The 11426-nt window shown below is 70.0% G+C and carries 14 protein-coding genes; 5 read left to right on the top strand and 9 right to left on the bottom strand.

What is annotated here, in order from left to right:
* The first annotated feature begins 108 nt into the window (after positions 1 to 108).
* The 3 genes from pstC to pstB are packed head-to-tail and all read left to right on the top strand — an operon-like array spanning position 109 to position 3001.
* Complete coding sequence (gene pstC, locus AB0M27_RS05450) at positions 109 to 1116, top strand: phosphate ABC transporter permease subunit PstC (protein ID WP_365718156.1); 1008 nt, start codon at positions 109 to 111, stop codon at positions 1114 to 1116.
* Positions 1113 to 2174, top strand: a complete 1062-nt coding sequence (gene pstA, locus AB0M27_RS05445; protein WP_365718154.1) for a phosphate ABC transporter permease PstA — start codon at positions 1113 to 1115, stop codon at positions 2172 to 2174. Before pstC ends, pstA begins: the two co-directional genes overlap by 4 nt.
* A 50-nt stretch (positions 2175 to 2224) precedes the next feature.
* Entirely contained in the window at positions 2225 to 3001 is a 777-nt protein-coding gene (pstB, locus tag AB0M27_RS05440; protein WP_069780064.1) for a phosphate ABC transporter ATP-binding protein PstB, read from the top strand.
* A gap of 163 nt (positions 3002 to 3164) precedes the next feature.
* Here the strand turns inward: pstB and AB0M27_RS05435 are convergent, their stop codons facing one another.
* The 4 genes from AB0M27_RS05435 to AB0M27_RS05420 are packed head-to-tail and all read right to left on the bottom strand — an operon-like array spanning position 3165 to position 5467.
* The gene (locus AB0M27_RS05435; RefSeq protein ID WP_365718152.1) at positions 3165 to 3542 is read right to left on the bottom strand and encodes a hypothetical protein; all 378 of its coding nucleotides are present in this window, start codon (positions 3540 to 3542) and stop codon (positions 3165 to 3167) included.
* Complete coding sequence (locus AB0M27_RS05430) at positions 3539 to 3811, bottom strand: hypothetical protein (protein ID WP_365718211.1); 273 nt, start codon at positions 3809 to 3811, stop codon at positions 3539 to 3541. The genes AB0M27_RS05435 and AB0M27_RS05430 overlap by 4 nt, the downstream gene beginning before the upstream one ends.
* A 29-nt stretch (positions 3812 to 3840) precedes the next feature.
* Positions 3841 to 4839: an inorganic phosphate transporter gene (locus tag AB0M27_RS05425; RefSeq protein ID WP_365718150.1), complete on the bottom strand. Its 999-nt coding sequence runs from the start codon at positions 4837 to 4839 to the stop codon at positions 3841 to 3843.
* A gap of 7 nt (positions 4840 to 4846) precedes the next feature.
* Entirely contained in the window at positions 4847 to 5467 is a 621-nt protein-coding gene (locus tag AB0M27_RS05420; RefSeq protein WP_365718149.1) for a DUF47 family protein, read from the bottom strand.
* 230 nt (positions 5468 to 5697) lie between these two features.
* Here AB0M27_RS05420 and AB0M27_RS05415 point away from each other — a divergent pair, with 230 nt between their 5' ends.
* Positions 5698 to 6063 (top strand): metal-sensitive transcriptional regulator, encoded by a 366-nt coding sequence (locus AB0M27_RS05415; RefSeq protein WP_365718147.1) that lies wholly within the window; start codon positions 5698 to 5700, stop codon positions 6061 to 6063.
* A 10-nt stretch (positions 6064 to 6073) separates the two neighbouring features.
* Here the strand turns inward: AB0M27_RS05415 and AB0M27_RS05410 are convergent, their stop codons facing one another.
* Positions 6074 to 6232 (bottom strand): hypothetical protein, encoded by a 159-nt coding sequence (locus AB0M27_RS05410; protein WP_365718213.1) that lies wholly within the window; start codon positions 6230 to 6232, stop codon positions 6074 to 6076.
* Positions 6233 to 6333: 101 nt separating this feature from the next.
* The gene (locus tag AB0M27_RS05405) at positions 6334 to 7182 is read right to left on the bottom strand and encodes a hypothetical protein (RefSeq protein ID WP_365718145.1); all 849 of its coding nucleotides are present in this window, start codon (positions 7180 to 7182) and stop codon (positions 6334 to 6336) included.
* Positions 7183 to 7326: 144 nt separating this feature from the next.
* On the opposite strand from AB0M27_RS05405, the gene AB0M27_RS05400 reads away from it, so the two are divergent.
* Positions 7327 to 7506, top strand: a complete 180-nt coding sequence (locus AB0M27_RS05400) for a hypothetical protein (protein WP_365718143.1) — start codon at positions 7327 to 7329, stop codon at positions 7504 to 7506.
* On the opposite strand, the gene AB0M27_RS05395 is transcribed toward AB0M27_RS05400, so the two are convergent.
* Genes AB0M27_RS05395 through AB0M27_RS05385 form a run of 3 tightly spaced genes read right to left on the bottom strand, consistent with a single transcriptional unit; the run spans position 7488 to position 11275 of the window.
* Positions 7488 to 7895 carry an NUDIX hydrolase gene (locus AB0M27_RS05395; protein WP_365718141.1) on the bottom strand — a complete coding sequence of 136 codons (408 nt, stop codon included), beginning with the start codon at positions 7893 to 7895 and terminating at the stop codon, positions 7488 to 7490. The genes AB0M27_RS05400 and AB0M27_RS05395 overlap by 19 nt on opposite strands.
* A gap of 19 nt (positions 7896 to 7914) precedes the next feature.
* The gene (locus AB0M27_RS05390; RefSeq protein WP_365718139.1) at positions 7915 to 9063 is read right to left on the bottom strand and encodes a CHAD domain-containing protein; all 1149 of its coding nucleotides are present in this window, start codon (positions 9061 to 9063) and stop codon (positions 7915 to 7917) included.
* Complete coding sequence (locus tag AB0M27_RS05385; protein ID WP_365718137.1) at positions 9044 to 11275, bottom strand: RNA degradosome polyphosphate kinase; 2232 nt, start codon at positions 11273 to 11275, stop codon at positions 9044 to 9046. The genes AB0M27_RS05390 and AB0M27_RS05385 overlap by 20 nt, the downstream gene beginning before the upstream one ends.
* Positions 11276 to 11426 lie beyond the last annotated feature (151 nt).

Genomic DNA, 11426 nt, shown 5'->3' with positions numbered 1-11426 from the left:
CGAAAGTGCGGCCCGGCGCCCGAACGGGCCGGGCCGCACCGTCCGGTGCACCGCCGCCATGAGTCGCCGCCCCACCCGGCCGGCCGGCTCCGCAGACCGGAGAACCCGATGGACATATCGACCAAGACAACAGACGCATCTCCCCCCTCGCCCCAGCCCACGGTGGCCGAGCAGAAGCGCAACGCCCGCGGCGCGTCCCGCCCCGGTGACCGCGTCTTCCTCGGCCTCACCCGCGGCTCGGGCATTCTGCTGCTGGTGATCATGGCCGCGATCGCGGTCTTCCTCACCTACCGTGCCTCCCTGGCGATCAGCAAGGACCACGGGAACTTCCTCACCACCTTCGAGTGGAACACCAACCTGACGCCGCCGGTCTTCGGCATCGCGGTGCTGGCCTTCGGCACGGTCGTCTCCTCGATCATCGCCATGGTCATCGCGGTCCCGATCGCCGTCGCGATCGCGCTGTTCCTCACCCACTACGCCCCGCGCCGGCTGAGCGGTCCCATCGCCTATGTGATCGACCTGCTCGCCGCGGTGCCGTCCATCGTGTACGGCCTCTGGGGTGCCCTGATCCTCGTCCCGCACATGGCGGGCCTGTTCGGCTGGCTGAACGACTACTTCGGCTGGACCGGCATCTTCTCCTGGGACGGCGGCGCCCCCCGCTCCATGCTCACCGTCGGCGTCCTGCTGGCGATCATGGTCCTGCCGATCATCACCAACGTCAGCCGTGAGGTGTTCCGGCAGGTCCCGCGGATGCACGAGGAGGCCGCGCTGGCCCTCGGCGCCACCCGCTGGGAGGTCGTCCGCATGGCCGTGCTGCCCTTCGGCCGCTCCGGTGTGATCTCCGCGTCCATGCTCGGCCTCGGCCGCGCCCTCGGCGAGACGATGGCCGTCGCCACCGTGCTCTCCCCGGACTACGTCATCCACGCCAGCCTGCTGAACCCGGGCGGCGGCACCTTCGCGCAGAACATCGCCAGCAAGTTCGGTGAGGCCACCGAGCAGGGCCGGGACGCGCTGATCGCCTCCGGTCTCGTCCTCTTCGTCATCACCCTGGTGGTCAACGGCGCGGCCCGCATGATCATCGCCCGCCGCAAGGAGTACTCGGGGGCCAACGCATGAGCACCGCAGCCGTCACCCACAAGCGCCACAGCACGCTGCGCGGCGCCAGCCTCCCGAAGTGGACCCCCTGGGCCATCGCCGCCGGCTCGATCGTCCTGGCCGTGGCCATCGGCCTGATCGGCGGGCTGAGCAGCAAGGTCGAGTGGGGCCTGATCGCCGCGATCCTCTTCGTCCTCGGCACCTACGGCATCGCGGCCAAGGTCGAGGGCCGCCGCCAGGCCAAGGACCGGATCGCCACCTCCCTCGTCTGGGTCGCCTTCCTGCTCGCCGTCATCCCGCTGGTCTCCCTGATCTGGACGACCATCTCGCGCGGCGTGAAGGTCCTCAACGTCTACTTCCTCACCCACTCCATGGGTGTCGTCGCCGACTCCGAGCCCGGTGGCGGTATCTACCACGCCATCATCGGCAGCCTGGAGCAGGTCGGCCTCGCCACGGTCATCGGTGCGCCGATCGGCATCCTCACCGCGATCTACCTGGTGGAGTACGGGCGGGGCAGGCTCGCCAAGGCCGTCACGTTCTTCGTCGACGTCATGACGGGTATCCCGTCGATCGTCGCCGGCCTGTTCATCCTGTCGCTGATGCTCATCTTCAAGATGCAGCCCTTCGGCTTCGCCGGTTCGCTGGCCCTGGCCATCCTGATGATGCCGGTCGTCGTCCGCTCCACCGAGGAGATGCTCAAGCTCGTCCCGAACGAGCTGCGCGAGGCCTCGCTGGCGCTCGGTGTGCCGAAGTGGCGGACTATCTTGAAGGTAGTCCTGCCGACCTCCATCGGCGGTATCACCACCGGCGTCATGCTGGCCATCGCCCGTATCGCGGGCGAGACCGCTCCGGTGCTGCTGCTGGTGTTCGGCAACCCGTTCATCAACAACAACCCCTTCGAGGGTGCGCAGGCGTCACTGCCGCTGTACATCTTCCAGCAGTACCAGCAGAGCGCGGGTGCCAGCGCGGCGTACGACCGCGCCTGGGCGGCCTCCCTGACGTTGATCGCCTTCGTGATGATCCTCAACCTGGTGGCCCGCGGCATCGCCCGCTGGAAGGCACCGAAGACCGGTCGCTGACGCGGCCATACAGCGACCGAGCTTGAATTTCTGGAAGTGAAGTAGACGACATGGCCAAGCGAATCGACGTAAGCGGACTCACCGCCTACTACGGCTCCCACAAGGCGATCGAAGACATCTCGATGACCGTCGAGCCGCGTTCGGTGACGGCGTTCATCGGCCCCTCCGGCTGCGGCAAGTCGACGTTCCTGCGCACGCTGAACCGTATGCACGAGGTCACCCCCGGTGGCCGCGTCGAGGGCAAGGTGCTGCTGGACGACGAGGACCTGTACGGCGCCGGCATCGACCCGGTGTCCGTCCGCCGCGAGGTGGGCATGGTCTTCCAGCGCCCGAACCCCTTCCCCACGATGTCGATCTTCGACAACGTGGCGGCGGGTCTGCGCCTGAACGGCAACTACAAGAAGAGCCAGCTGAACGACATCGTCGAGAAGTCGCTCAAGGGCGCGAACCTCTGGAACGAGGTCAAGGACCGCCTGAACAAGCCGGGCTCCGGCCTGTCCGGTGGCCAGCAGCAGCGCCTGTGCATCGCCCGCGCGATCGCGGTCGAGCCGAAGGTCCTCCTCATGGACGAGCCCTGCTCCGCCCTGGACCCGATCTCCACCCTCGCCATCGAGGACCTGATCGGCGAGCTGAAGGAGCGCTTCACGATCGTCATCGTGACGCACAACATGCAGCAGGCGGCGCGTGTCTCGGACCGTACGGCGTTCTTCAACCTGGCGGCCGTGGGCCAGCCGGGCCGGCTGATCGAGATCGACGACACCGAGCGCATCTTCTCCAACCCGTCGGTACAGGCGACCGAGGACTACATCTCGGGCCGCTTCGGCTAAGCCGGTGCCGGCGTCGTAGACCCCTCGCGGTGCTGCATGGCGGTGCCACCGCGAGGACGCAGGAGGGCCCGCCCCTGGCTCCCGGGGGCGGGCCCATTGCGTTCGGCCCGGGCCGCTGTGGCCGCTCGGCCGTGGTGTGTCCGACGGCCGTCAGGACCGGCCTTTACGGATTGAGGTCCAGCACGCGCACCGGCTCGCCGATCCACCGGTCCGGCGTGGTGGTGGCGATGATCGCTCCGTCGGGACGGTCCGGGGTGGGCTGGGCAGCGCACTGACAGTGCGCCGCGGCCCAGGTGTTCCGCTGGTCCGGCGCCAGGGCCGCGGGCAGGTCCAGGTCCAGGACGGAGATGCCCGGCAGGGCGGCGAGATGCTCTGCCGTACCGGGACGGGCCCGGTCGGCTTCGACCAGTGCGCACGCCGGGGCGTACAGGTACCAGCCGGCCTCGTGGGCGCGGAGGATCAACCGGGAGACGAGGACGTCGCCCCGGCCGGCCGCGGCCATGGCGGTGTCGTCCAGGACGATGTGCAGCGCGTCGCTCACCGGGCCGCCGCCCTGGCCAGCCGGCGGTCCCGCTCGCTGTCGAGGTCCCGTTCCTCCGCGGGACCGGGTGCGTAGCCGGTCCACTCCGTCAAGGCGGCGCGGGCCTGATCGGCCCGCTCGGCGGGAGTGAGCAGGGTTTCGGCGAGCCGCGCCAGGTAGGCGCGCAGCGACATCCCTTCGGCTGCCGCTATGGCGGCGAGCCGGTCCCGGGCTTCCTCAGGGATACGAACGTTTGGCGTCGGCCATCGTCGGACTCCTCGGCACGCAATGGGTACGGGTACGTACCCTGCTGACCGCTTTACAGCACCGTCAGCTTCTCCACGCCGAAGGCAAGCGCGGCGACCACCCCTGCCGCCGGCATCGTGATGAACCAGCCCAGGACGATGTTCTTGGCCACGCCCCAGCGGACGGCGTTGACGCGCTTGGTCGCGCCCACGCCCATGATCGCCGAGGTGATGACGTGGGTCGTGGAGATCGGGGCCTTGAAGAGGAAGGCGGTGCCGAACATGATCGAGGCGCCGGTGGCCTCCGCCGCGAAGCCCTGCGGGGGGTCCAGCTCGATGATCTTGCGCCCCAGCGTGCGCATGATGCGCCACCCGCCCGCGTAGGTACCCAGGGACAGCATCACCGCCGAGACGATCTTCACCCAGACCGGGATCGGGTCGCCGAACGTCTCGTGGCCGGAAATCACCAGTGCCATGACGACGACACCCATCGTCTTCTGGGCGTCCTGGAGGCCGTGGCCGAGGGCCATGCCGGCCGCCGAGACCGTCTGCGCGATACGGAAGCCGCGCTTGGCCTTGTGCGGGTTGGCCCGGCGGAACAGCCACATGATCGCCAGCATGACGAGGTAGCCGACGATGAGACCGACCACGGGGGACAGGAACATCGGGATGATGATCTTGTCCAGCACTCCGTTCCAGTGGACCGCCGTGCCGCCCGCCAGGGCCGCGCCGACCAGGCCGCCGAACAGGGCGTGGGAGGACGAGGACGGCAGGCCGAAGTACCAGGTGATCAGGTTCCAGGTGATCGCGCCGAGCAGGGCCGCGAAGAGGATGCCCATCCCCGACGAGCCGGCAGGCGTCTCGATCAGGCCTTCGCTGACCGTCTTGGCGACCCCTGAGCCCAGGAAGGCACCGGCGAGGTTCATCACCGCGGCCATGGCGAGGGCCGCCCGGGGCGTGAGCGCTCGAGTCGACACCGACGTCGCGATCGCGTTCGCCGAGTCGTGGAAGCCGTTGGTGTAGGTGAAGAAGAGTGCGACCAGGATGGTCACGACGAGGGCGAAGGTGTCCATCGACGCCTCAGGACTCCTTGACGGCGATGGTCTCCACCGTGTTCGCCACGTGCTCGAACGCGTCCGCCGCCTCTTCCAGGACGTCCACGATCTGCTTGAGCTTGAGCACCTCGATCGCGTCGTACTTGCCGTTGAAGAGGTGAGCCAGCAGCTTGCGGTGGATCTGGTCCGCCTGGTTCTCCAGGCGGTTGACCTCGATCCAGTACTCGGTCAGGTTGTCCAGCGTGCGCAGGTTCGGCATCGCCTCGGCCGTCAGCTCGGCGGCCCGGGCCAGGACCTCGATCTGCTGCTCGACGCCCTTCGGCAGTTCCTCGATGTTGTAGAGGACGACCAGGTCGACGGCCTCCTCCATGAAGTCCATGATGTCGTCCAGGGACCCGGCGAGGGAGTAGATGTCCTCGCGGTCGAACGGCGTGATGAACGAGGAGTTCAGCTGGTGGAAGATCGCGTGCGTGGCGTCGTCACCCGCGTGTTCCGCGGCCCGCATACGCTCTGCGATCTCGGCTCGGGCAGGTGCGTCCGCCCCGAGCAGTTCCATCAGGAGTTTCGAGCCGGTGACGATGTTGTCCGCGGATGCGGCGAACATGTCATAGAAGCTCGTCTCCCTGGGGGTCAGACGAAAGCGCACGTGGGGTCCTCGGGGTGCTTCGGTTTCGGTCAGGCTGATGCTAGGCGCATCATCCGGCCACGGCTAATGGGCCGCATCCCAGTGTCGCCCATCGGGCAGTTTGATCAGCACGGGGGCGGACCAAGGGCTCCCTACCCCGCAAAGTTGGTTACCATATACCCAGTAGGGGTATGTATCCCCGATTGTGTCCACAGCTTGTCCCGCAGCTCGTCCCGAGATGGAGGCCCGCGATGACGACGACCGAGGCCGGCGCCACGGCTCCCTCCGAGACCCCGAGTGGGATCGTGAGTGAGACCGCGCACACTTCGCACGCCACGCACGGCTACCACAAGCAGAAGGACGAGCACCTCAAGCGGCTGCGCCGGATCGAGGGGCAGATCCGCGGTCTGCAGCGGATGGTCGACGAGGACACGTACTGCATCGACATACTGACCCAGGTCTCCGCCTCCACCAAGGCGCTGCAGTCGTTCGCACTGCAGCTGCTGGAGGAGCATCTGCGGCACTGCGTGGCCGACGCGGCCCTCAAGGGCGGGGACGAGATCGAAACCAAGGTGGACGAGGCGACGAAGGCGATCGGCCGCCTCCTGCGCTCCTGAGAGCCGGGCGCTAGTCCTCACGTTCCTCGGACACCCGCAGCACCTGGTCGATGCTCTCCAGGCTGAGCCGGTCCTCGGCCGCGGAGGCCGCGATGATCAGCTCTCCGCACAGTTCGATCTCGGCGAGGGCCACGTGGTCCTGCACCGCCGTACCCCCGACCGGAGCCACCCGCCTCACCTCTTCTCCGCCGTCACCGACTTCCTAGAGTAGGGAGGGCTCTACACGCCGCGCATGGCACGGACGGGCTACTTACGGGGTGGTGCCAGGGACTAGTCGCCGTCCTCGGCGATACGGCCCGCGTAGATGTCCGCCGGGCGCGGCAGCCGTACGTCGGCGGGGGCACCGAAGTCGTAGAGCAGCGTCGTCGAGGCGACCGCCACGGGGGTCTTCTGCTTGCCGTTGACGAAGCTGAAGCGCTGCCTGAGCTTGCGGATGCGGCCCTGGTCGTCGAGATAGGCGTCGAACGGAACCTCGGCCGTGGCGAACCCTTTCGCCGCCGCGGCCAGCGGCTCTCTGTCCTCGGCGGAGGCCTTCCGGGCCGCGCTGCCCAGATCCGCCGTGCCCCGGTAGTGGCGTACGGCGGTCCCGCCGACCTCGGTCCTGCCGACGTAGGTCGCCGTCCGCGTCCCGCGCAGCACCTCGGCCGCCGCGTACGGGTCGGTCGCGCCGCCGGTGACCAGGTTGCCGTCGGACAGCGTGGCGGTGGCCACCCGGACCCACTTGTCGGCGGGCACGCCCGCGCCCCGGTTCTTCATGAACAGGGCGCCGGGGGCGAGGAGTTCGGTGATCGGCTTGTGTTCGGGGGTGCCCGCCGGGTCCTCGGGCAGGACGACGGTGAGCCGGCCGAGCCGGTGCCGGTAGTCGTAGACGCCCTGGCCGCGGATGGTGACCCGGGTGCCGCCCGTGGCCATCTCCATGGAGGTGGTGGCCTTGGAACTGCCCGCCCCGCGCAGCGTGTCCACGGCCCGGTGCAGGACGGCGACCGCGTCGCCCCCGCCCTTGACGTCCTCGGCGGCGGCCCCGCTGCCGGAACAGCCCGTGGCACCCGCCCCGAGGCCGAGCATGATGCCGACCGCGACGACCGTCCTGCCCGCGGTCCTGTGCTGCCGCCGTTCCATCGCCTGCCTACCCCCAAGCCGGTACGTTCGTCACGGGCCCCCTGTCGTCCGGTTAACGACGGGTAGGGGGGCACCGTCACGCACCGTGGGGGGCGCGGAAGGTCATACGAACCCTTTAACCGCGGTGTCGGTAACGTTGTCAGGGTGGCGCGGCAGGAGGGACCGGAGGGCATCCGGCAGGGGCAGGGCCAGGAACACCTCACCTCGACGGCGGAACAGGGCCGTTTCTGCACGGCCCGCTGTACCTGCGGCTGGCGGGGTCCGGCCCGCCGGGCCCGCAGCCAGGCCCGTACGGACGCGGCGGCTCACGCGGCGGAGCGGTGAAGGGCGTCGATGAGTTCGCGGTCGCGGAGCTGGGTGAGGCGGCTGCGGGCCGCGGCGGGGGAGAGCCACAGGATGCGGTCCACCTCGGCGTTCGGGGTGAAGTGCCCGGAGACCGCCTCGGCCGCCCAGTAACGCACCTGCTTCGGGCGGCCGTTGGCCAGATACCGCACGGTCGGGAGTTCGGCGCCGGGCACGGCCGTGTACCCGGTCTCCTCCGCGACCTCCCGAAGGGCACCCGCGAGCGCGTCCTCGCCGCGCTTGAGCTTGCCCTTCGGATGCGACCAGTCGTCGTACTTCGGCCGGTGGACCAGACAGATCTCCAGGTCACCGGAGACCGGCGAGCGGCGCCACAGTACGCAGCCGGCCGCCCGCACCAGGGTGTCGCTCACACTGCCTCCTCGTGGGGACTCAGGGTGCGCTGACGGTCTGCTTCTGCCAGGCCTGCTGGAAGGCGAACCTGGCGGCCTCCACCTCGTGCCGCTGGTCGGCGTGGAGCACGCCGAGCGCGTACGCCGTCGCCGGGGCGATCCGGGGCGTACGGGCGGCCTGGGCCGCCGCCGCTGCCGCCTCCGAGGCGTCCCGGTGCCGGTTCAGGGCCTGCCCGGCCGCCAGCAGGCGCATGTCCACGGGCAGCCCCCCAGGCTCTCGGCTTCGTTCGAGCTGGGAGGTACCCCCACCGCCGCGCAGTGCCTCCTGGGCGTACCGGTGCAGCCGCAGCAGCAGCCGGACCTGGTGCCAGGGGCCGTCCTGGGGGTGCGGTGCCGGGTCCGGGGACAGCCCGTGCACCAGGGCCTCCGCGTTGTACGGGTGGCCCGCGACGACCAGCGGGAGCCCTGCGATGGCGTCTGTCAGCCGTTCCTCCGCGGCGGCTGCCAGGGGGCGCAGGCCGGTCGTGGGGGCGGTGGGAGTGAGGGGGACCTCGCTGGCGAGTACGGCGACCTTGTCCGCGACGGCGTGGAAGCGGCTCGATCCGAGTGCCTGCAGGGCCGTGGAGTGGGCCCGGGTCCGGGCCAGGGTCAGCTGGCGTTCGAGCAGGGCGCCCGCTTTCGCCGCGCCCACCGTGAGGTTGCCGCGTTCCGCTGTGAGGCTCGCCGGGCCACCGGAGTCGAGAGATGCCGTCGCGCCCAGCTCGACGGACGTCACCTGGCCCGGGAAGGCCGTCGCCCCGGACAGCCGGTGCAACGCCAGCAACAGTCGCTCCAGCCGGGCCTCGTACGCGTGCTCAAGGCCCAGCGTGCCCGAAAGCCACGCCAGTTCGGGGCGCATCTCCTCGGACCAGTCGGGGTCGAGGAGCGGGCGGAAGGTGTGCAGGCTGCCGCTGATGCGGCGGGCCGAACGGCGCAGTGCCCGCGCCGCGTCGACGGACTCCCCCGCGCCGCTCTCCGCCGCGCTCGCCTGAGCTCGCGCGGAGCCGCCCCCGTTCGCACCGCCGGTCTCACGGTGCAGGCGCAGGGCGCGGAGGAACTCCGTGGCCTGGGCGCGCAGATACGCCGCGAGGGCGTCCCCGGTCACCACCTCGGCCGTGGGGTCCGTCGGGTCAAGGTGTTGCTGTGCCACGCCGGCGCCTCCGGGCGTCTATGAGCATCTCCTGGACGTTGCGCAGGGGTTGGCCGTCCGCGTCGGTCGCGTGTCGCGTCCACTCGCCGTCCGGACCGAGGTGCCAGGAGGAGGTCGAATCGGACATGCCGGTGTCGAGCAGCCGGTTGAGGGCTGCCCGGTGGGCGGGGTCGACGACCCGCACCAGGGCCTCTATCCGGCGGTCGAGGTTGCGGTGCATCATGTCGGCGCTGCCGATCCACACCTCGGGCTCGCCGCCGTTGCCGAAGGCGAACACGCGGGAGTGCTCCAGGAAGCGGCCGAGGACCGAGCGGACCCGGATGTTCTCCGAGAGGCCCGTGACGCCGGGGCGGACCGCGCAGATGCCGCGCACCCACACGTCCACCGGCACACCCGCCTGGGAGGCGCGGTAGAGGGCGTCGATGACCGCCTCGTCGACGATCGAGTTGACCTTGAGCCGGATGAACGCCGGACGGCCCGCGCGGTGGTGCTGGACCTCCTTCTCTATCCGCGAGATCAGGCCGTCGCGCAGGGACTTGGGGGCCACCAGCAGGCGGCGGTAGGTCTCCCGGCGGGAGTAGCCCGACAGGCGGTTGAAGAGGTCGGAGAGGTCCGCCCCGACCTGCTGGTCGGCGGTGAGCAGGCCCAGGTCCTCGTACAGGCGCGCCGTCTTCGGGTGGTAGTTGCCCGTGCCGACGTGGCTGTAGCGGCGCAGGGTCTCGCCCTCCTGGCGGACCACCAGGGACAGCTTGCAGTGCGTCTTCAGGCCGACCAGGCCGTAGACGACGTGGCAGCCGGCCTCCTCCAGCTTGCGCGCCCACTTGATGTTGGCGTGCTCGTCGAAGCGGGCCTTGATCTCGACCAGGACGAGGACCTGCTTGCCGGACTCGGCGGCGTCGATGAGCGCGTCGACTATCGGGGAGTCGCCGGAGGTGCGGTACAAGGTCTGCTTGATCGCGAGGACGTCCGGGTCGGACGCCGCCTGCTCCAGGAAGGCCTGCACGGAGGTGGAGAAGCTGTCGTACGGGTGGTGCAGCAGCACGTCCCGGGTGCGCAGGGCGGCGAAGATGTCCGGCGCGGACGCCGACTCGACCTCGGCGAGGTCGCGGTGGGTGCCGGCGACGAACTTCGGGTACTTCAGCTCGGGCCGGTCGAGGCTGTGGATGCGGAAGAGGCCGGTGAGGTCGAGCGGACCCGGCAGCGGGTACACCTCCGCCTCGCTGATCTTCAGCTCGCGGACCAGCAGGTCCAGCACCTCGCGGTCGATGGACTCCTCGACCTCCAGGCGCACCGGCGGGCCGAAGCGGCGCCGCATGAGCTCCTTCTCCAGGGCCTGGAGAAGGTTCTCGGCGTCGTCCTCCTCGACCTCCAGGTCCTCGTTGCGGGTGAGCCGGAAGGTGTGGTGCTCCAGCACCTCCATGCCCGGGAACAGCTCCTCCAGGTGCGCGGCGATGACGTCCTCGATGGGGACGTACCGGCCGGGGCTGCTCTCCAGGAAGCGGGACAGCAGCGGCGGCACCTTCACGCGCGCGAAGTGCTTGTGCCCGCTGACCGGGTTGCGTACGACCACGGCCAGGTTCAGGGAGAGGCCGGAAATGTACGGGAAGGGGTGCGCGGGGTCGACGGCCAGCGGGGTGAGGACCGGGAAGATCTGGTGCCGGAACAGCGTGAACAGCCGGGCCTGTTCCTTGTCGGTCAGCTCGCTCCAGCGGACCAGGTGGATGCCCTCCTCCGCGAGCGCGGGGGCGACGTCCTCGTGGTAACAGGCGGCGTGCCGGGCCATGAGCTCGCGCGAGCGGGCCCAGATCATCTCCAGCACCTCGCGCGGCTGCAGCCCGGAGGCGGAGCGCGTCGCGACCCCGGTGGCGATACGGCGCTTCAGACCGGCCACCCGGACCATGAAGAACTCGTCCAGGTTGCTGGCGAAGATCGCGAGGAAGTTCGCACGTTCCAGCAGCGGCGTGTTCGGGTCCTCGGCGAGCTCCAGGACGCGCTCGTTGAAGGCGAGCCAGCTGCGCTCACGGTCGAGGAAGCGGCCCTGCGGGAGGAGGGTGTCCTCGGGCTTCGACTCTTCGTACGCGTCGAGATCCGCGTCGAGGTCGGGTTCGAGGTCGGAGACCGCTCCCTGCGCGACATGCGTGCGGTGCGCGGCTATGGAGCCCACGTCGGGCTGGATGCGCTGGACCTCTGCCTGGGTGTCTTGCTGGCTCATGACCCCATTCTTCCGCGCCACGGGCATTACGGGCGCGTCGGAACGTGCGGGCGGGAGCGTCACGGCCCCGTTCCCCGCGGGCCCCTCGGGGGGCGGCGAAGGCTCTGGCACGGCGGGCTTCATTCGCCGAGCGTCGCAAGTCTGGCTGAAT

The sequence above is a fragment of the Streptomyces sp. NPDC052107 genome, assembly GCF_040680215.1.
In the GTDB taxonomy this organism is placed as follows: domain Bacteria; phylum Actinomycetota; class Actinomycetes; order Streptomycetales; family Streptomycetaceae; genus Streptomyces.
Note: the sequence above shows the minus strand (reverse complement) of the source record. Positions and strands in the feature narration are given on the sequence as shown.